We start from the raw sequence: 20038 nt of genomic DNA on the forward strand, positions 1-20038 counted from the left end.
TGTAAGTAGTGGTTATTCTTTTCAGGCGCAGCAGCTTTAGAGATTAGTTGCAAAAGACTTGTGCGGCGCGCCGGAATTATTGTGGATCTTTATTACAGGCCGTTGAATGATTGGAGACTAAACGAACGAAAGCGGCGTTTCGATAGGGAATTGTGATGGTTTTTGCATTCATAAAATTGATTGCGCCAGCACCTGTTCCCAGATATTGGTAGATGCCATATAAAGGCCTGTCAAAATTACGGGTCCAGTAATCTCCCCTTTGAGTTTTCGGGAAATATTCAGTCGCAATTAGAGGTCTGCCAGATTTACTCTCCTGCAGGATAATGGATCGTAACTCTGTAATATCGGGGAGCCTCCAGTTTTGCGTTGCACACAATTTCTGTTGATTGGTATTGCGAATCAGGTCCTCGGTATCACACCGCTCTTCTTCAAAATAACAATCTCCATTATTTTCTATACCCTCTTCATATTGATACCATGAATAGGTCCACCTTCCATCGTGAATTCCTTCGTCGTCGGTTTTTACTTCCCAAAGAAGCCCTGTATCGGTGTCGCAGATACAGGACCAGGGGCCTGCCCAAGCCTCGATAGTCTCCCCATTTTTATCAATTTTAACTAAGTGGTATTCACTTGGCAGAGGTTGTGATGGTTGGTGCAGTATGACTGCACAGACCGTGATTGCAGGAAAAATGAATACCCAAAATATGCGCACAAACATTATTGATCTGCCAACTTGATTTTGACGGGGAGGGCGTGGCGAGTGTGGGCAATTTGCGACTGATCAAAGGCAGAAACCCAGAGGCAAATGCCGTCTTTTATTACTACATCTAACGCTGACCCAGTATCTAATTTTCGCACCATCTCCATAGACCATTGGCCGTCCTGCCAAACAGCATAGGCCCTTACATCGGCACGATCTCCCTCAAAGCGATTTGAGGTATAGAGGACTGAAGGCATAATCGTATTGATAGGATAATTGTCATCTTCAGCCGCGTATGGTTGGTAATCAAACCAGGAAATAGTCCAATCGCTCTTTGTATCCTCGTTTTGATATGGAGTCAGGCTGGAGGGACTTTTGGGTAGTCTTTTTGGTGTAACGTTTTTTGAGGAGTACCACTTCCAGTTCATTAAGTATGCCCCGGACTCTTTGCCATCCTGGAGATATCCTGCGGTATAGCGGCGTGCTCCTGGCCTTACAATATCAGGCCTGCCAATATAATTGTCATCTGCCAGGTGCATTTTATTGGTTCTTACTGCTTTCCAGTGCCAGAGATCGTGTATTTCATCGGATGAGCTGTAGTGGTAGCCCTTGCCATGCCAATTTGCGGGCAACTGTGCTGATGGTTTGCGGCCCAGGTGAGAGGTTCCCGAAGCACCGAAATCACAGGAATTGGAGAGCAGGATGGCAAACTTATCTTCATAGTGACGGGTTTCATTAAAATTTTGAAAACCTTGCTGTTGTACTTCCCAGCCAGAATCTACTTTTTTCAGTGGTAGGTGTTTCAAGCTTTCAGTAGGGTCTTCCCAGGTGATATGAAGAAATATTTCCTGTTGGTTATGCAAGGCTCTCAAGTTGACGGTTGAGCTACCATCAATAAAGTTAGCACCTCCGTCAGTATGGATTTTAAGTGGTGTAGCTAATGACCATGCGGATTCTTTGGAAATTCCATCTATGTTTATAAAGGTTTCCGGACTTATTTTCTCAACTGTAAGATCGTGGTAACTGTTATTTGTAACAATAATCCAAAGTAATAAAGTGACACAGCCGAAAGATAAGTAGGTAAAAATTGAAGTTCGATAGCCCGATCGAGTATTGGGAAGTAAATAACTCAAAGTCTTCAGGCCATAGGTTGTTAGGTAAACGCCAGCGTGAAGGAATATATAGAGTAGGATCGCAAAAGCACTATAAAAGTGTGCCTGGCGAAAGATAGAAGCATTGTCGGAACCAATAAATAAAATCCATCCACTTAAGATCATGAGTATTAAAAAAAATGAACCAATGCGTGTTACTACTCTATGGTAGCTAATTGATGTTTTATTAGGTTCGCTGTATGAGTTTGTATTTTTTAATTTAATTGTTACTTTATAGGATAAGTAGCAGATAAGGATGGCTGAAGTAACAATTGCTACAAAGAAGTGAATATCATGAATCTGTCCCTGAGGTAAAAGTTCTTCGATATTTCCAATACTTGGCTTAGTTAAGGTGGAGATACGGAGCCCCGTTAGCAGGTTACATAAAACTGCAACAATGGCCACACTGTGCAGAATTATCCAAAGAGTACTCTTCGGTTGTTTGGCCATGGGAGTATTCCAAAAGGGATTAGGCTAGTAAAAAAATGTGGCATTTATATTAATTAAAATAGACTACATTCTGCTGATGGAGTCACGGTGCCTTAAAATGAGGAATGCGCTGCGCTGTAGTAACGCATTAAGAATGAATGCCGATTCCGAGCTTACCGAGATGTAATCACAGCGAGTCTCAGTTGTAGAGTGTCCTTTCCACCTGACACAATAGTTTACTACTCAGTATTTTGACCTGTTCAGAACAAATAGCGGGATAACTTATTCTTGTTGGTATTCCGCATTTTGTAACTATTCATGCAGCTGACACTTACTCAGGCTTTCACTTTTCTCCAAATCTTCCGATATGGCCATAAGTTTCGGGTGGTCACTTCTCCAGTCAAAATCTTCATGGCGAAAATCAAGATAGGATAGTGCTGAGCACAAGTTAATATGTGGCAAGCTAAGACTGGCGGGTAATCGATCCAGGTGCTTTTCCAGGTAATCTAGAGATCTCTCAATAGCACTGAAATAGCGCTGCCACCAAAAATCAGACCTAAGTTCTTCCCGTGCGCGCAGCTTTTCCATTTGCAGATGCACTGCTGCGTCCATTAATCCAGAGCTGATACTGTGAAAAGTATACAGATCCCAATTGTTATCCAGTGGCGCAGATAAGTGACCATCCCCCAAGCTTTTATCCAGAAACGCACAGATGACTTCGCTATCAATGATCGAGGAGCCATTATCCAGGGTTAGGCAGGGGACTTTTCCCAAGGGGTTGCTGGAAATAAGTTCGTCGTCATTGTGAAAGGGGTGAGAGAAATGCTCTGTTACCACAGAGTGCAGACGCTGTTCTTGCACAACAATGCGCGCCTTGCGCGCAAAGGGGGAGGAAAAGGTCAAGTACAGTTGCATAGGCCAAGCTCTTTTAGGCTGCGTGCCCTTTCAGCAACTGCAGTGACCGCCAGTGCTGCTACGAGCAACTGTTAACGCGTACTTTAGTGATGGGTAATCACTGAAGTAATGCGGTTATAGAGGTGCTGTTTTAAGTAGGCTCTCTGTTTTTTGAGGCTGGAATAGTGATCGTCGTCGGTGCCAATACCACTATCCTGAAGGCCTCTTATTTGTTTATCCAGTTTGCTGTAGATGTCGTTTTCAAGTTTGAATTGAATATCGTCTTCGATGAGCTGCTTGATTGTGTCTGCATATTCTGGGAAATCCACCGAGAGCTCGTGTGAAGCAATGGGCATAAGGGACCTCCACAATCGATATTAGTTAATGAAGTGTAGGTTCAGTCTTGCCAGTCACAAAAATGCAATTCTAGCGCTGCTTCCCTTAATCAACATAGTTATAAAGTGAAGTTAATATAAGCCTTTATATAGCCATTTGATATATATAAAAGTTGAAGCTATTTTATTAGCAAATATTTTTTACCCTCTTTTTTTTGATTATCGGTAATTGTTAGTCAGGTGAGGCTTAAACAGAGGGCTGGGTGGAAGTGACGGGCACAAAAAAGCCCGACAATTACTTGTCGGGCTTTTTTGTTGCGGTTCTGCTACTGGGCTTAGGCCGAAGCCTCCAGTGGTGCAAAGCGCAATTGGCGCCTCTGCAAAAGCTCACCGAGATAGAGCTTTAAGTAGGCTGCAGCGGCCCGTTTCCCCTCTGCTGCAGAGTCTTCTGTTATTTTCCCAAAGCGGGAATAAGACTGGGAGCAGAAAGAGTCGTTAATGTTGATGGCACACATAAACCGGTCTCGCCAATCCTGAGAGGGTGGCAACTCAAACTCCCGAGACAGGTTTTTGATCAGAGTATCTGCCAGGCGCCAATTGTTTTCCATTTGTAGTTGGCGTAATGCCCAACTGGACTGAGGTCCAAAATGTACTTTTAGTGCTGCGAGATTCTCTTCATAGTAGCCGCGCACAAGGTCGCACAGCTGATTCAGCATATCCTGCCAGCTTTCTGACGGAGAAAAATCCGAATGGCCCAATACTACGTCACCGAAAGACTTATAGTGACGCTCGGCCAGGGCGGTTAAGCTGGCATCTACACTTGGGAAGAAATGATAAACAGACGCTGCTGGAACACCTGCAACCTGACTAAGGTTTGCGAGGCTAATATCCGTAGAGTCTTGTTCAGTAATTAATACTTCAAGGGCGTCAAGAAGCTTTTCATACTTCTCCCGACCATTTTTGCGTTGTGGTTTGCGCGGACTGGCAGTGTCGCGCCGGCTGATAGCTCGTCGATCGATTTGGTTCAAATTACCTCCCCCTATAGACAAGCGGTACTGGCCATGGGCTAGCATACGCTTTACTTCCATGTAAAAAATTGTCTTTTGGAATTGATTATTATAATCGTACCAAATTCAGGCGAGCAAGAAGAACTTGTTTGATTTGTGGGGTAGTTCCACATTAATTAATTAAATTCGGCTAGCGGGTATTTCTGCCAGCCGAATGGAAATGCAGCTAGTGATAATGTAGCTCTGTCGCCTTTCCTCGGAAGACGTAATAAGAGAAAACGGTATAGGCGAGGATGACGGGAACTACTATTACCGCACCCACAAGAATAAATTTTAATGAGGCGGTGGCACTGGCTGCCTGCCAAATATTTAGTTGGCCGGGAACAATATCAGGGAAAAAGCTGAAGGCCAGGCCGACAAAGCACATCAGAAAAATAACAACGACGGTAAAAAAAGGAACCGCTTTATGTCTGTCCGCAGGCTTAGGCATTCTCGCCAGCAGAACATCATTGGAGACAAAGGCGATAAAGCACAGGGTGGGGACGAGTAGTACAAACATAACCAGAGGGTAGGTAAACCATCGGTCAAATACGGTTGGGTTTACCAGTGGATTGATGGCCGATACTGCAACCACCCCAAGCAGGGTGGCCCGCCCTGCGTAACGGGTCCATGTGGTCGCTCGTTTTTGCAGCTCCGACTCGGTTTTAAGAACCAGCCAGGCGCCGCCAATATAGGCGTATGCGGCGGTAACTCCCAGAGCGCTGAGCGCTGAAAAAAGCTGTGCAGACCAGTCGGGCTTAAAGCCAATCACGTACTGCCCCAGCATGTACCCCTGCGCTAGGCTGGTAATAATAGATCCCGCTTTAAAGGTTCGATCCCAGGTTAGCTTTTTGTCGATGGCAGCCTTGGCACGAAAGTCGAATGCCACTCCTCGCATGATTAGCCCGACCAGCATAATCGCAGCTGGTATATATAGATGCATTAACACCAGGTTGTGTGCGATTGGGAATGCAATCAGGAGCAAACCGATTGCCAGCACCAGCCAAGTTTCGTTGGCATCCCAAAAGGGGCCAATGGATGCGATCATGGTATCCCGCTGGGATTCCTCCTCTTCTCCCATGGGGAGCAAAATGCCCACGCCAAGATCGTAGCCATCCAGAATTGCGTAGACTATTACCGCCAGGCCCATAAGGGCGACAAAGGCGACAGGCAGCCAATAGGCCGCTGCAGAAGCGCTACCGGTCATTTGCCTTCCCCCTTGTCATTTTTCTCAGTATCTTTTGGGCGGTTGGTTAAGCTAGTTCCGGCGAATAGTTCCTGAGTTTCAAACTCCTCGACTTTTACAGACTTCAGGGCCATCACTTTCAGGGTTCTTGTGTACGCATAGAGCAATATCACATAGACAACCAGATAAAGGGTTAGGGAAAAACCGACATGGGAAGGTGGTACTGGAGTAACAGCATCGGCGGTTTTCAGTACTCCTGTAACGAGCCAGGGTTGGCGTCCAATTTCTGTGACATACCAACCGGCCAAGGTGGCTATCCAGCCGGAGAATGTCATCGCGACCAGGGTTTTAAGCATCCAGCGAGGCAGCTCACCTTTGCGCAATAGGTAGACCCCTCCCCAAGCGGTTAGCAGCATCAATATTCCTATGCCGACCATAATGCGGAAGGCGAAAAATACGGGGGCTACCGGTGGGTGATTATCGGGGAATTCATTTATTCCCTTGATCTCACCATCCCACTCATGGGTAAGGATAAGGCTGGCCATCTTGGGAATGCCGATCGCCAAATGGTTGGTTTTTTCTTCTCCGTCGGGTATCGCAAATAACAGCAGGGGCGCACCGCGCTCTGTTTCCCAGACTCCCTCCATTGCGGCGACTTTTTGCGGTTGGTGCTCAAAAGTGTTGAGTCCGTGTAAGTCACCCACATAGATTTGAATCGGAATAAAGATGGCAGCGAGAATCAGTCCTGTTTTAAGGGCGAGTCGGGGCGCGCGTTTGGGGTCTCCTTTAAGAATCCGATAAGCGGAAATCCCCGCAACAAAGAAAGATGCCGTCAAACCCGAAGCCAGCAGCATATGTGTAAGTCGGTAGGGGAAAGAGGCGTTAAAGATAATTTCCATCCAGCTTGCCGGGTAGGCGACCCCATCCCGTAGATCGAATCCGGCAGGTGTTTGCATCCAGGAGTTGAGAGCAATAATCCAAAAAGCGGATAGAGTGGTTCCTGTTGCCACAATAAAGGCAGATAAAGTATGTATTTTGCTTGGCACCTTATTAATGCCAAACAACATAATGCCGAGAAAGGTTGCTTCGAGAAAGAATGCAGTAAGTACTTCGTATCCGAGAAGCGGGCCGGCGATATTGCCGACCTGGGCCATAAAGCCGGGCCAGTTTGTTCCGAACTGGAATGACATGGTGATGCCACTCACTACGCCGAGAGCAAATGTCAGGGCAAAGACTTTTACCCAAAAACGATATGCGCGCATCCAGACCGGATTATTAGTTTGGTCGTAGCGTAATTTAAAAAAGAAAACGATCCACGCGAGTGCGATGGTGATTGTTGGAAATAGAATATGAAAGCTGATATTTGCGGCAAACTGTATCCTGGAAAGGATCAGGGTATCTAGCATGAGAGCCTCTGCTGGTCTGAGATCTTTGAACCAGTGAGCCGATTAGCACCTCCTGTGCTAATCGGCACTGCAAGAAAATATAGAGGCAGGTGTGTGTTCCCGCGTATACAATCCTGCAGGAGCCGACTTTGGATCGGCAGCGGCACGGCCTTGTGCCGTTTTTAATCCAACACTATGGGCTGCCGGATTAAAAATATGCCGGGGCTTTTAGCCATGGATTTGGCCCTATGGGTTTCTCCCCGGAATAAGTGCTTCAGATGAAGGTGTTATTTCGCTTTGAGTGCAGCGGTATATTCCTCGTACTAGCGTTTTTTTCGCTAGTTTGAGGTGTTCTGTCCACCTGTCATCTTACTTTTGAGTTCCAGTAGCTTGACGATACCGGAGCCTAGCTTCATCAATTTAAGCAGGTCCTGGTGTTCTAGCTTGCTGAGTGTGTTGGCAAATTCTTCGAGCAGCTCCAGCAAGCTGTAAACTTCCTGGATTTTTTCCTGTGCCTGGGCATCCAGCTCATCTTGGGGTTCATTGAGCAGCAGCTGGCGAAGCAGACTTAATGTAGGGTCGAGCTCTCGCTTGCGGCGCTCCTCGAAGACAGTGCGAGCGAGGTCCCAGATTGACCCAGCTGCAGTGAAATAATCTTTGCGATCGCCCGGTTGATGATGCAGCTCAACCAAGCGCCAGGCCTGTAGCTCTTTGAGCCCCATACTGACATTGCCACGACTGATCTTCAGGGCCTGGGCCAATTGCTCGGCATTGAGTGGCGTGGGATGAATGGTGAGTAGGGCAAACATTTGCCCGACCGTGCGATTGAATCCCCAGCGGCTACCCATTTCACCAAAGTGCAGTACGAATGCCTGGGCTTGACTCGATAGTTTCATTTACTTCTTAAGTTTCAGAAATTTCTGAAAATTGTAAATGTAAATTGATCTATGTCAATCACCAATTTAGAAAATAATGTGAGGCCAGCGAAAGGCTCCCTGATTCTGATCTGGGGAGAGGCTGGTTATATGCTTAAGCTACTTTTGGCTCTTTGGTACCAGTTGTCGGGCACGATAAAGCCTCTGCAGGCTTCGCCATTTTTATCGACGGCGGCGATGCACAGGGGGTGGGTAAAACTTTCGGGCAGCAGTGCCTCTAGCAATTGATCGGCAGTCATGCCGGTGGTGCTGCTCTGAGGCGCCAGCCAGGCTTGCTTGGGGAGTGCCAGCCACTCGAGAGCACTGCGGTTTGCCTGGCTCAAGGAGAATGACCGAAACTCAGATAACGATACCCACCAAAGATCATGACTGGAGGGCCGGTGAAGTGTATCCAGCGGTTTGAATAGTCTCCCGGGCATTAGCGCCCACTGGCGATCTATCTCTAGGCCGTGCTCTTTCAGCATTGATTGAACTGCCGGCATTTCAATCAGTGGCAGTTGATGATCTGCCATTCTTGCCAGTTTGATATCCAGTCGGTCCTTGATTCCAGGCCCCACCCAATGGATATCGGTAACCTGGAGATAAATTTTTACGGCAATTTCCCAGTGTTCACACTGGTTGCTGGGCAGGTGTTGCACGACGAAGTCGAGTTCCCCCAGTGTCTTGCCCCCGGACCTTAGAGGGAGGTTTTGGTAGAGCAGCTGGTAGTCGGGATGTTTGTCAAAGGCAAATGACCAGAGCCTTTCAAAGTAAGTGCCCAAGCGGTTGTTGGGTTTGTTGAGGTTGAGTTCGTGCAGGTAATTATCCAGTTCAGGGGAAAGTGCATTTTTTACTTTCGGGCAGGAGAAGTATTCCAATAGGGACTTTCGTCGCGTGGGTAGAAGCCAGGGGAGTTGGTTAGCTGCACTAAAAGCTGTAACGGAGTCCTCGCTAGTGGGAATATCCGAACTTCCCACGGACCACATTAAGTTGTCCCAATTATCTACCTGTCCGCTTTTCAGGGAGGAAATCATGGCCTTCTGTATCGTTTCCTGAGTCATTAAACTTCTGTATATTGCTAAAATACAAGACAGATTGGTGAAGTCATCTATGATTGCTTTACCATCTGAACTAAAAATAATAATTACACTTATAAGAATCGATCCGAGCACCAAAAAAATCAGCGAATTACCGATGTCGAAATAAGTCGCCTGGCAGTGGAGTTTCTGCCTTGATTTCGTTATCCATCTCCAGTGCCAGCTTTATTCTGGGAGTTGATTTTGGTCGGGTATTTTTCTTACAGTGACTGATACTGGAGAAAATCATGGAATCAGGTCCCCTTATTTCGATCGGCTTGCCTATCTCGCTGTTTATCATCATGGTGGGAATAGGGATGACCCTAACTGCCAGGGATTTCCATCAGGTAACGGTAAAGCCCATTGGCCTTATTATCGGAACTTTTACCCAAATTCTCCTGATGCCAGCTATAGCAATTGGCCTCTGCTGGGGATTAAATCTACCACCGGCCATTGCTGTTGGCCTAGTCATTATTGCCGCCTGTCCGGGAGGCACAACATCGAACCTGTTTACCTTGATGGCTCGCGGCAACGTGGCGCTTTCTATTGTATTAACAGTTTCTGCCAGCCTGATTACTATTGCCAGTTTACCGCTTTTCGCAAATTATGCGCTTCGAACTTATTTCGGCGCTGACCAGACTATAACTCTGCCATTCGCCAGTACAGTGGTGATGTTATCCAGTATTGTCCTCTTGCCTGTTGTGATAGGGATGCTATTTCGTGCCTGGAGACCGCACCTGGCTCGCCGCGCAGAGGGAATAGTCAGTATTTTTGGCGGGGTTGTATTGCTTGCACTGGTAGCAGGCCTTATCTGGGGAATTCGCGATCGCCTTGCAGACTTGATGGTTCAAGCTGGACCCTCGGTCATTCTATTGAATCTCTGTGGTGTGCTATTGGGACTTCTTATCAGCCGGGTTGCTGGCCTGCCAAAGCGGGAAGGGGTTGCGGTTGCAACGGAACTCGGTATTAAGAACAGTACCATCGGAATGATGGTAACCCTCACGCTCTTACACTCGAGCGAGATGTCCGTGCCCTCAGCAGTTTACGGTGTATTGATGTTCCCATCTGGCGTTCTTTTGGCGTTATATGGTCGCCGTGGTGCAACGAAAAAACTGGCCTCTGAGACGGAAGGAGCAGGTGAAGTAGGGTAGTAAATGTTGCATTTACCGAAAACTAGACCATACCTTTACTATTGAGGGTGTGGTCGATCTTGGAAAATTGAGCTCGCCTATACCAATTTCTGTTACTGCACTATGAATTTCAATAATTCTAATGTGCGGCCACGGATTACTGAATGTCCTTTTTAGGTATATGTCTAAAACCAGGCATTGAGTTGTCTCAACCCCAGATTGTAAAGTCAATATGTTCAAGGGTTTTACGGCGAAGCGCAGCAAGAAAAATACAATCAACAACAACCTAAAATTAGATGCTCTGGTCTGGAAGAGAATATTGGAGCAGTCGGCCCTCAGTGGTAATGATTCTGGGGTAGGTAATGCGGCTAAACACAGTATTGTTGTTTCTCTGACTAGCTATGGAAAGCGAATCCATGATATCCATTTGTGTATCGAGAGTTTATTTCAGCAGTCGCTAAAAGCGGATTTAATTGTACTTTGGCTGTCGACCAAAGAATTTCCAGATTATATGTTGCCCAATATTTTAATGAGGCAGGTGGATCGTGGGTTGAGAGTTGAATTTGTTGATGAAGATTTAGGACCTTACACAAAGTATTATTACGCGCTTCAAAAATTTCCTGATAGCCTGATAGTCACGGTGGATGACGATATCCTCTACCCGATGGATACCATCGATATGCTGTATCAGTCATATTTAAAGTTCCCGTCACATATTTTCTGTCATCGAGCTCACAGGATAGGTGTTGATAAAAAAGGCAATATATTGCCTTACAATAAATGGAGGACAACGCGGGAAACTTGGAAGTGCAATATGAATATCAAACCTTCTTATCGCGTTTTTCCTACTGGAGTTGGTGGTGTTTTATATTATCCCGGCTCTTTACATCCCGATGTTCTGAATAAAGATAAGTTTTTGGAGTTATGTCCTAGTGCGGATGATATCTGGCTTAAAGCCATGAGTATGAGGCAAGGAGTCCGTTGTGCAAGAGTGCCAGATGTTCGTTTCTGGAGGGATAGGTTTTTAACAATCCCTGGGTGTCAGGCTAGCGGCTTGAAGAAACAAAATTTAAAGGGAAAGTGTGGTAACGATAAGAAAATACACAGAGTATTCTCCGAATATAATTTATCTCAGTTACTGTTAGAGTGAATAGGCACTGCTTTATCTAGAGGTAATGTAGTTGTCGCACTCTAAGGTTGATATTTGGCTTTCAGTTTAATCTCAAACTGCTACCACTTATAACGAAATCCTAATTCCAAGCCTCCGGAAAAACTATTCCCCAGGTTTTCCAAACTGCTGCTGTAATAAATTTCTGAATAGATAGAACAGTGATCACCGCACTCATCGTAGCTCGCGCCCAGGCGCAATTCACCGTACCAGGTATCAGGTTTTTGACTGAGTCGGGTTTCCGATACGAGTAAATTAGTCCTCTGGTCGATATTGTAAATAAGGCTCGGAGTTGCGAACAGAGAGAACCTTTCCAGGGGAATTGAGCCATACATATTGCGACTGCTCTTACGCTGGCTCTTGCGCTTTTCAAAGATGGTTCCCAAGCGTAAGAGGAAGCCATTGTTATTGATATCTGTAGCTTGTACTGCATAGATATCCTGCAAGTTATTGGCTTCCTCCGAGGTGTAAATCAATTGCGCATGGGGTGTCCAGGAATAGTAATCATGCAGTTTAAAACTCTTGCCGCCCTCGATAGACAAGGCGTAACCAAATGCTTCATCGCTATTATTGAGTTCGCGCAGTGATTTGGCATCCATTTCAAAGTCAAACCAATTTAGCTTAAGTTGACTATCAATAAAAATGCCATCCAATCCATACCAGGTGACAAATGCGCTGACGCCGTAGTTACTCGCATCGATTGAGCCATCACCAAAAAATGAACTCACATCGTTATTTGAATCGCCGTAGTGCAAAGCGGCGCTGCCAATAAGTTGGCTTCCAAACACGGAGACTTGTATTGGTAAATCAAAGCCCACTTGTACTTGATAGTAAGTCTGTTTCCAGTTTGCACGGGTACTGGACTCATTGGGATCAAGGGTAATATGTCGGGCAGAGTTCCTGATCCAAAGTCCACGATTATCAATTGCCTGCTCTTGGGCATCGCTATACTCGCTACTGGCCAAGTCCAAATAGCTTGTACCTACCCAATAGCGATTTCCCAGGCGGCTGCGTAGTGAAGAGGGAATATTGAGTGTTCTGAGAATTTGCGGGAGGGCTTCGTAGAGTACTGCAGTAGGTTGCCAGCGGATCATTCCGCCTTCAGGAAATATTGAAGAGTTATCCACAGTTGAACGCAAATACCAGCTGCCATCATCACTTCCTCCTGCGCCGTTCTGGTGCAATGTGTAAGCATAGGCTCCACCTATCACTGCCTGCTGATCATCTTTACTGACAAAGTCCCCTGCCAGAGTGAATTGTGCATTTGATTCGCCTTTGACGGAAACCACCTTAATACCATTGCCCTCAGTCCGCTTTCCTTTACCTGAGCGGTTAAAGACAGAGATAATGGTGGTGCCAGAGCTGTCTCCTTCCACAATTAGTTGATCGCTCTGTGAAAAATCATCTTCAAGGACGGCGTCTACCCATAGGCGCCCATTATTAGAGCGGTATTGCCCATAATTTCCATTATCGTCTTTGGCTATGGTGAGAGTGTTGAACCTATTGTTGGATAGATCAATGGTTCCACTATTGGATACATCTCCTGAAATTACATAACTGTCGCTATCAAAAAATGCCTGCCCACCCCAGCGAATATCCAGGCCGAGGGAATTTCCTTCCGAATCGAGACCTCCTCCGACAGCTAAACTCCCAGTGAATGTCATTTTGGAGCTACCCCAGATAACGACTCTTTCCCAGTTGTTTAGAAGAGTCCCATCAACGGAGTAATCCAATTTAAATATTAAATTGTCGACTTCACCATCATTTGCACTGAGATCATCACCACCATCCAGTATGACATCTCCATCGAAAGAGTGTGAATCTATCAGTAGGGTGTCTGATCCGGAGCCGCCTCGAATTTCGTTACTGATGCCCTCATCCCAATAGATATAGTCATCGCCGTTTCCGCCATCCAGGTAGTTAAAAATGAACCCTCCATCCAAGGTGATGGTATCGTTTCCTTCTCCTCCCCAGACGTGAAAGGACAGCCCATCGAGTAGAATCAGGGTGTCATCTCCATCGCCTCCATGAATGCCTCCTCCCCCGAGATAATTCCCTACATCACTGGATCGCTCGTCGAGAGTTATCGTATCGTTGCCAGCGCCACCGTCGGCAAATAAGGTAACAATTCCTCCCGTGATAGTAATTTCGTCATCTCCCTCTCCCGCAAGTACATTTTCCGCCGTTCCACCGTTAAGAATGATGGTATCGTTGCCGGCATAAGTTTCTATGTCCGCACCATCGGGGTCATTGTCTTCGTCACAGGTGATTTCATCTGCGGCAGAGGTGCCACTATTGCCGGGGTTACATTGTGCTAGAGAGTTGCTGCTAAAAACAAGCAGTGCAGAAAGCGTCATAATGAGTAGGAATATTTTTACGAATCCTACAGAAGAAAGCTGGAAACCAGTTTTTTGGGGGGACACAGTTATTCCTTTTATTGTGCCAGATAGTTGTAATACCGATTAGGTTTTTAGCGGTAAAGTTATAGTTGGGGACAACGCAGCTCGTGTATGAAATAACTTCAAATTTTAAGAGTATTCGCTGTCGCCCAACTGTATGAAATTGCTCCGGTAACTAAAATTTAATACCCACCCCGAAATTTAAGATCCAGGGGTTGTAGTCAAAATGTGCATAGAGGCGATCCCTGCCCAATTCAGTGGGGAAGTCGATAGTGGCATCGGTGTCTGCCAGGTAATAAATCGCGGATGCGTTAAGTAGTAGAGGATATCTCCAGTCGCGGAAATCAAAGATATAATCCAGGCCGGCCTGCAGCCCCCAATCCCACGAGTGCCCCATATTAAATGATCCCGGTGCGACCGAGAGCTCTGAATCTATCAGGTATTCGTTAAACTGGCGGCTGATTTCAACGGTGTGGAAATTGGTGTAATTGATTCCTGCACCGATATAGGGGCGAGCGCGATAGGATGGGTCTAAGAAATACCAGTTGCCGAAGACCATTGTCGTTGTAGTGCTAAAGTCGCCGAGCTGGATTTGGTTTCGCCCAGGGTTGCCGGTGAAATTATCCAGTTTTGTACCATAGCTGGCGCCATTAATATGCATTAATTCTATGCCCCAGCGATCGCTGGGCCGCCACACTCCCGATATTTGCCATGCATGGGTCGAGTCGATTTGCCAACTGCTGTTGTATAAATCCCATTGCTGTAAAACTCTGTATTTAAGCGCTGTGCCCTCATCGTTTGGCTGGACATAAGTCAGGCCAAAACGAACAATAAATTCACCCCATTCGATATCACGCCAATCATCCTGGGCATGGGTCGATAGTGCTGAGAGAGTGAAAAGTAGAGTAATAATTCCTTTATTAATTCCTTTTGCGGTCATCTCGATATCCATCTCTGAAAATCCGGACACAGGCAAAACAGCTTATCTGCCATAGGTGGCTTTGGTTGATAATTATTGGCAGTGCATGGGCCAAGTACCCCAAAAAGTAGCAGGACTGAAAAAGGCCGCAGGGAATTTTTCAAAATTTGAGGCCTAAATTATCTAGCCCGGTTTACAGGGAGAAGGGAATTTATAAGGAGAGAAAGAATAATGCGCTTGGTGCCTTTGGGGGTATAGGTGTCTATTCGGGTTTACAGGGAAATTTCCACTGTGAGTCTTGGGTGGAGTGTATTCTTTCCCTCTTTTCCAATGATAAGGCTGGGCTACGGGAGATTACCCAGGGGCACTTTTTCCAGATTGCGGGCGTACTCCAGGAACTTCTGTGCTGCTGGTGATAGCGGACGTGATTTGCGTCGAGCCAAATACCAGTGGGTGACAATAGGAAGCTCTTCGACATCGAGAATTGACAAGCCTGCGCGTCCGCCAAACGCCAGGGTATGCTCCGACAATATAGAGACCCCCAGACCGGACATAACTGCATGCTTAATGGCTTCATTGCTCTCTATGGTCATACGGAGCTTGAGGTCTACATTGCGTTTGCGCAGGAACTGTTCAATGGCATGGCGTGTACCGGAGCCCTCTTCCCGATGCAGGAACTGACAGCCTGCAAATTCTTGCAGGGAGATTTTCTTGCGGGAGGCCAGTGGGTGCTTCTCAGGCGCTATCGCCAGTAAGCGGTTGGGTAGAAACTCCACCAGCTCCAGGTCCTGGCTCTTTGGGGGATGGCTGAATACGTAGAAGTCATCTTCATCCTCACCGGTGTAATCAATGATCTGTTGGCGGTTGCCCACCCTGAAGTGGATATCCAGTCGCGGATGCTGCTGATAAAACTCCCCGATCAGGTGGGGGATAAAGTATTTGGCGGTGGTCACTACTGCCAGTTGTAAGCTGCCGGTATCCAACCCTCGCAATTGGGCCAGTTTCAGGTCCAGGTACTCGTAACTCTTCAGGATTTCCCGGGCACTTTCTACCAGGGTTTGCCCGGCCTCCGTAAATTGCAGTTGCCTGCCCACCGAGTAATACAGAGGTAAACCCACCGCATCGGAGAGTTTGGCCAGCTGCATCGATACGCTCGGCTGGGTTAGGTGCAGTTTTCTGGCTGCGGCGCTGATATTGCCCAACTCATAGACACAAAGCAGGATCTCCAGTTGTCGAACGGTTCCAATGCGGGCATGAGCACGAGTTAAGGGCACAAAATCACCTATATAGGTTTTGGTTTATAGTTTATATAATAAATATCTATTTTTATCTATCAATAGCAATTCCGATAATGCGTCAATTTCAATAACCAGTGGGGGCATTATCAATGCAGAGATCACAACTCTTCTTTGGCGTGGTTGTCGGCTTGTTAGTTTTAAGCACAGGCTTATCAGTAAATCTTGCCGGTATGAACGGGGTTCCCTTGATGGCTGTAGGCCTAGTGGTGGTTCTGGCCAATGCTGCTTACTGGCTGATGGCGCAGCAAACCCCGAAACGTATACGTATCTCCAATAATCGCTCCAGACAGCGCCGGGGACAGCGATAGAGATGCAGTTGGATATTGTTGTTGGTTTCTTTCTGCTGGGCGCCTTTGCCCAGCTGGTTCGCAGTGACCTGCGTTTACCCAAAGGTCTTTACCAGAGCTGCGTTATCTTCCTGCTAATCGCCATCGGCCTGAAAGGTGGTGCTGCTTTAAGTGCGTATTCCGCTGCCACCCTGGTTCCCCAGTCCCTGGCGGTGGTGGCTTTTGGTGCCCTGTTACCCCTGGTGGCTTTCCCTATCTTGCGCTGGATTGGCAAGTGGTCACGTGTGGATGCGGCGGCAACGGCGGCGCACTATGGGTCTGTCAGTGTTGCCACCTACGCGGTGGCTGTAGCCCTGCTACAGTCACAGAATATTGAATACGAAGCGTATTTCCCTCTGTTTGTAGCGCTTCTTGAAGTCCCGGCAATCATTGTCGGCATGTTGTTGGCACGGCAATCGATGGGCAGTTCGAGCAAGCGCCGGGTGTTTCACGAGGTCACCTGCAACCAGGGAGTACTGTTGCTCCTGGGGGGAATCGTTATCGGAGCCTGGGCTGGAGAGCGCACCGCTTCAGTAATGCCTTTGTTTGGGACCCTGTTTCATGGCATATTGGCGCTCTTTCTGCTGGAAATGGGGCGTGTCGCTGCGGCGCGGTTGGCCGATGTTAGAGGGCAGGGTGCTTTCCTGCTCAGCTTCGGCATTTTTATGCCGCTGATTGGCGGTGCCGCTGGCGGTATCTTGGGGAGTTTGTTGGGTTTGTCGCCTGGTGGTATCTTTCTGCTCGCGGTGCTCGGTAGCAGTGCCTCTTATATCGCTGTGCCTGCGGCTATGTCCGTTGCCCTGCCGCAGGCCAATGCTAGTGTGTCCATCACTTTGTCCCTGGCAGTTACCTTTCCTTTCAATGTGCTGGTGGCGATTCCCGTCTATCTGGCGCTCGTTCAATATTGGAGTTAATCGCAAGTGAAGCCGATTCCTTTTGAAAAAGTCACTATCGTAATGGGTTCCCGCTCGGATTGGGCCACCATGAGCAACGCGACTAAGCCTCTGGAAGAGCTCGAAGTTCCCTTTGCTACTGCTGTGGTTTCGGCCCACAGAACTCCCCAGCGCATGGTTGAATTTGCCAGCCGTGCCCACGAATCCGGTACCGAAGTGATTATTGCTGGCGCCGGCGGCTCCGCCCACCTGCCGGGTATGATCGCTGCTTTGACTCCCCTGCCTGTGATCGCAGTGCCGGTTGAGAGCCGCTTTATGACGGGTATGGACAGCTTATTATCCATTGTGCAGATGCCTCGCGGTGTGGCGGTAGCAACCCAGGCGGTCGGTGCTTCCGGTGCCTACAATGCAGGTTTAATGGCTGCGCAGATGTTGTCTTTGGCTGATGCGGAATTGCAGAAGCGCCTGATCGCCTGGCGTGAGCGCCAGACCGAGCAAGTCCCGATCACGGTTGAGTGATAGGAGATCGTTGTGAGTAAGAGACGAGTTGCCATTATTGGCTGTGGGCAGTTGGCACAGATGATGGCTCAAGAGGGGCAGCCCCTCGGAGTGGAGTTCAGTTTCCTGGCTGAGACCGGTGAAAACACCGACTGTGTGAAGGGACTGGGGACTATCGTGGAGATGGAACCGGGACAGGACCCTGAGGCCTTGTATCAGGCATTGGGACGCCCGGAAGTGATCACCAGTGAGAGAGAGCAAGTGAGTGTGGACTTGCTGCGCTCATTTCAGCCCTTCTGTCCGGTATATCCGGACCCGCATATTACAGAGAAGGCCCAGCACCGCTTGCGTGAGAAGCGAGCACTCACAGACGCTGGACTGCCTGTTGCACCTTTCGCAGCAGCACAGGGTGAAAAAGAGCTGCGGGAAGCGGTCGACCAACTGGGATATCCGGCGTTTATTAAGAGCTGTGAAAATGGCTACGACGGCAAGAACCAATGGTGTGTGAAGAGTGCTGCAGACTTGGATGCTGCCATTCCCCAAGCTGGTGATCAGGAGTGTGTGGTTGAGGCTGGGGTGAATTTCGCCTGTGAAGTCTCCATTATCGGTGCTCGCTCGGCATCCGGTGAAATCAAAGCTTATCCGCTGACGGAAAACCGCCACCGCAACGGCACCTTACTGCTGTCCACCGCTCCCTACGACAACCCGGAGCTGCTCAAGGCCGCAGAGGGTTACCTGGCGACCCTGCTGAAGGACTGGGACTATGTGGGTGTATTGGCCGTTGAATGTTTTGTCAGTGAGAGCGGCCTGATTGTCAACGAAGTGGCACCGCGAGTTCACAACAGCGGTCACTGGACCTTTGTCGGCCCTGAGGCCAGCCAATTTGCCAATCATATCCGCGCGATACTGGATATGCCCCTGGGCGATACTGCCTGCCCGGTGCCAGTTGCGATGGTCAATATGTTGGGGGTTGATGTAGCTCCGAAGCAGGATAACGATGGTGTTTGGCTGTACGGCAAAGCACTTCGCCCTGGGCGCAAAATGGGTCATGTCATTTTACAGGACCCAGATATGGAGCACCTGCGCCAGCGCAGCGAAAGTATGATTGAAGAACTTTACGGCGAAAAGATTTAGTGCTTACTGAATATTGCGCATCGGGTTCTTGAACTTGAGTTTGTAGCCGGTACCCCGCCACATGGGAGTGCCGGCTCGATAAGCCGCCCGGGCAATCATATGGACACCAATTGGCACTGTAAGTAATAAGAATAAAATAGCGGCTATGGCCCTGGCTGTTACCTGAGCGTCACTAAAAAGAATTGCTACGCCCGCCAGCAATAATCCGCAACACACCGTAGCCCCTTTTCCCGATGTACTCATTCGAGTGTAAAAGTCCGGCATTCGCAGCAAGCCCAAAGCGGCGCTGAACCCAAAAAAACTGCCCACCAGAATTATCAAAGCGATAAAAATTTCATCAAATGTCATCATGATCCCTATGGCTGTGGGTGACTGTGCGCGAGCCGCTTTTTTCAATAAAACGGGCAAAGGCCACACTCACTAAAAATGCGACCAGGGCCAGGGCGATGGCAGCGTCCAGATACACGGGTTGTCCCGAGGCGATTGCCAGTAGTGCACAGTAGGCTACCGCCAAAATATTGAGAACATCCAGGGCGACAACCCTGTCTGCTAAGGTGGGGCCCAAAGCGATACGCAGGAAGCACATCACCAGGGCGAGTAACAATAGAAAGGAAGCAATATTGATTGCTACTGTGACCAGTGGCGAATGAATATCGATAATTGTGAGAAACATCAGGAAACAGCCTCCTTAACCCGTTTCTCAAATCCCTCCCTAATCTCCTCGCGAAAGGTTTCTGGATCACTGACAAACATAGTATGTACGATTAAGGCATCATTATTGGGTGTGACATCCAATACCATAGTGCCCGGTGTCAGCGAAATTAAATTAGTGAGAATAAAAATCTGGTTTCTATCGAGCCTCTCCATGGGTAGTCGTACTACCAGGGGCCGGCTTTGCAAGCGAGGCGAAAAGACTTCGTAGGCGGCACGCAGGCTGGATAAAACAAGCTCCTCGATAAAGAAAAAGAATAAATGAGCCAAACGGGGCAAGCGGGTAAAGTAAGTCTGTGCCCCGGGTAATATAGGTGAGACTCGCAGTGCCAGAAATCCGATCAGAAAACCAAAGAAAAAATTTGCCATGGAAGCATTACCGGTCAGGGCCGACCAACTGATCGCGAGCAATAAATTTAATAGAAAAATACGCATTTCTATTTATC

The 20038-nt window shown here is 47.9% G+C and carries 21 protein-coding genes; 6 read left to right on the plus strand and 15 right to left on the minus strand.

All coding sequences use genetic code 11. From position 1 onward, the window contains the following. Positions 1–76: 76 nt before the first annotated feature. From ACJJIS_RS02420 to ACJJIS_RS02460, 9 genes are all read right to left on the minus strand, one after another. Positions 77–718 (minus strand): Lcl C-terminal domain-containing protein, encoded by a 642-nt coding sequence (locus ACJJIS_RS02420; protein ID WP_475709393.1) that lies wholly within the window; start codon positions 716–718, stop codon positions 77–79. Then, positions 718–2301 (minus strand): ethylbenzene dehydrogenase-related protein, encoded by a 1584-nt coding sequence (locus ACJJIS_RS02425; protein WP_475709394.1) that lies wholly within the window; start codon positions 2299–2301, stop codon positions 718–720. The genes ACJJIS_RS02420 and ACJJIS_RS02425 overlap by 1 nt, the downstream gene beginning before the upstream one ends. A 291-nt stretch (positions 2302–2592) precedes the next feature. Beyond that, positions 2593–3195, minus strand: coding sequence for a glutathione S-transferase N-terminal domain-containing protein (locus ACJJIS_RS02430; RefSeq protein ID WP_444934181.1), 603 nt, complete (start codon positions 3193–3195; stop codon positions 2593–2595). Positions 3196–3278: 83 nt separating this feature from the next. Beyond that, positions 3279–3530 carry an HP1242/YdcH family protein gene (locus tag ACJJIS_RS02435; protein WP_282931240.1) on the minus strand — a complete coding sequence of 84 codons (252 nt, stop codon included), beginning with the start codon at positions 3528–3530 and terminating at the stop codon, positions 3279–3281. A 314-nt stretch (positions 3531–3844) separates the two neighbouring features. Beyond that, positions 3845–4597, minus strand: a complete 753-nt coding sequence (locus ACJJIS_RS02440) for a TetR/AcrR family transcriptional regulator (protein ID WP_282931241.1) — start codon at positions 4595–4597, stop codon at positions 3845–3847. Between the two features lie 145 nt (positions 4598–4742). Further along, positions 4743–5762, minus strand: coding sequence for a cytochrome d ubiquinol oxidase subunit II (gene cydB / locus ACJJIS_RS02445; protein WP_444915521.1), 1020 nt, complete (start codon positions 5760–5762; stop codon positions 4743–4745). Continuing rightward, the gene (locus ACJJIS_RS02450) at positions 5759–7147 is read right to left on the minus strand and encodes a cytochrome ubiquinol oxidase subunit I (protein ID WP_475709395.1); all 1389 of its coding nucleotides are present in this window, start codon (positions 7145–7147) and stop codon (positions 5759–5761) included. Before ACJJIS_RS02450 ends, cydB begins: the two co-directional genes overlap by 4 nt. Before the next feature lie 317 nt (positions 7148–7464). After that, entirely contained in the window at positions 7465–8022 is a 558-nt protein-coding gene (locus ACJJIS_RS02455; protein ID WP_282931244.1) for a GbsR/MarR family transcriptional regulator, read from the minus strand. A gap of 125 nt (positions 8023–8147) precedes the next feature. Continuing rightward, a complete protein-coding gene (locus ACJJIS_RS02460) occupies positions 8148–9101 on the minus strand; it encodes a DUF1853 family protein (RefSeq protein WP_475709396.1) in 954 nt (317 codons plus the stop codon). A 263-nt stretch (positions 9102–9364) separates the two neighbouring features. On the opposite strand from ACJJIS_RS02460, the gene ACJJIS_RS02465 reads away from it, so the two are divergent. Together ACJJIS_RS02465 and ACJJIS_RS02470 are read left to right on the plus strand one after the other, a co-directional pair. After that, a complete protein-coding gene (locus ACJJIS_RS02465) occupies positions 9365–10267 on the plus strand; it encodes a bile acid:sodium symporter family protein (RefSeq protein WP_444892036.1) in 903 nt (300 codons plus the stop codon). A 211-nt stretch (positions 10268–10478) separates the two neighbouring features. Further along, positions 10479–11396: a glycosyltransferase family A protein gene (locus tag ACJJIS_RS02470; RefSeq protein ID WP_445358965.1), complete on the plus strand. Its 918-nt coding sequence runs from the start codon at positions 10479–10481 to the stop codon at positions 11394–11396. Between the two features lie 80 nt (positions 11397–11476). On the opposite strand, the gene ACJJIS_RS02475 is transcribed toward ACJJIS_RS02470, so the two are convergent. From ACJJIS_RS02475 to ACJJIS_RS02485, 3 genes are all read right to left on the minus strand, one after another. Further along, positions 11477–13837, minus strand: coding sequence for an autotransporter family protein (locus tag ACJJIS_RS02475; protein WP_475709397.1), 2361 nt, complete (start codon positions 13835–13837; stop codon positions 11477–11479). Positions 13838–13988: 151 nt separating this feature from the next. Beyond that, positions 13989–14753 (minus strand): OmpW/AlkL family protein, encoded by a 765-nt coding sequence (locus ACJJIS_RS02480; RefSeq protein WP_475709398.1) that lies wholly within the window; start codon positions 14751–14753, stop codon positions 13989–13991. Positions 14754–15076: 323 nt separating this feature from the next. Further along, complete coding sequence (locus tag ACJJIS_RS02485; protein WP_444896093.1) at positions 15077–16006, minus strand: LysR family transcriptional regulator; 930 nt, start codon at positions 16004–16006, stop codon at positions 15077–15079. A 113-nt stretch (positions 16007–16119) separates the two neighbouring features. On the opposite strand from ACJJIS_RS02485, the gene ACJJIS_RS02490 reads away from it, so the two are divergent. The 4 genes from ACJJIS_RS02490 to ACJJIS_RS02505 are packed head-to-tail and all read left to right on the plus strand — an operon-like array spanning position 16120 to position 18881. Beyond that, positions 16120–16338 (plus strand): hypothetical protein, encoded by a 219-nt coding sequence (locus ACJJIS_RS02490; RefSeq protein ID WP_282931251.1) that lies wholly within the window; start codon positions 16120–16122, stop codon positions 16336–16338. 2 nt (positions 16339–16340) lie between these two features. Then, complete coding sequence (locus ACJJIS_RS02495) at positions 16341–17270, plus strand: sodium-dependent bicarbonate transport family permease (RefSeq protein ID WP_282931252.1); 930 nt, start codon at positions 16341–16343, stop codon at positions 17268–17270. A gap of 6 nt (positions 17271–17276) precedes the next feature. Beyond that, positions 17277–17768, plus strand: a complete 492-nt coding sequence (gene purE, locus ACJJIS_RS02500) for a 5-(carboxyamino)imidazole ribonucleotide mutase (protein WP_282931253.1) — start codon at positions 17277–17279, stop codon at positions 17766–17768. A 12-nt stretch (positions 17769–17780) separates the two neighbouring features. Continuing rightward, positions 17781–18881, plus strand: a complete 1101-nt coding sequence (locus ACJJIS_RS02505) for a 5-(carboxyamino)imidazole ribonucleotide synthase (RefSeq protein ID WP_444896095.1) — start codon at positions 17781–17783, stop codon at positions 18879–18881. Between the two features lie 3 nt (positions 18882–18884). On the opposite strand, the gene mnhG is transcribed toward ACJJIS_RS02505, so the two are convergent. From mnhG to ACJJIS_RS02520, 3 genes are read right to left on the minus strand one after another with little or no spacing between them, the layout of a single operon-like run. After that, the gene (mnhG, locus tag ACJJIS_RS02510) at positions 18885–19229 is read right to left on the minus strand and encodes a monovalent cation/H(+) antiporter subunit G (protein WP_413663319.1); all 345 of its coding nucleotides are present in this window, start codon (positions 19227–19229) and stop codon (positions 18885–18887) included. Further along, on the minus strand, positions 19219–19554 hold the full coding sequence (locus ACJJIS_RS02515; protein WP_413663318.1) for a cation:proton antiporter: 336 nt from the start codon (positions 19552–19554) through the stop codon (positions 19219–19221). The genes mnhG and ACJJIS_RS02515 overlap by 11 nt, the downstream gene beginning before the upstream one ends. After that, positions 19554–20027, minus strand: a complete 474-nt coding sequence (locus ACJJIS_RS02520) for a Na+/H+ antiporter subunit E (protein WP_413663317.1) — start codon at positions 20025–20027, stop codon at positions 19554–19556. Before ACJJIS_RS02520 ends, ACJJIS_RS02515 begins: the two co-directional genes overlap by 1 nt. Positions 20028–20038: the final 11 nt, after the last annotated feature.

The organism is Microbulbifer maximicatervae (SeqCode), from assembly GCF_056231245.1.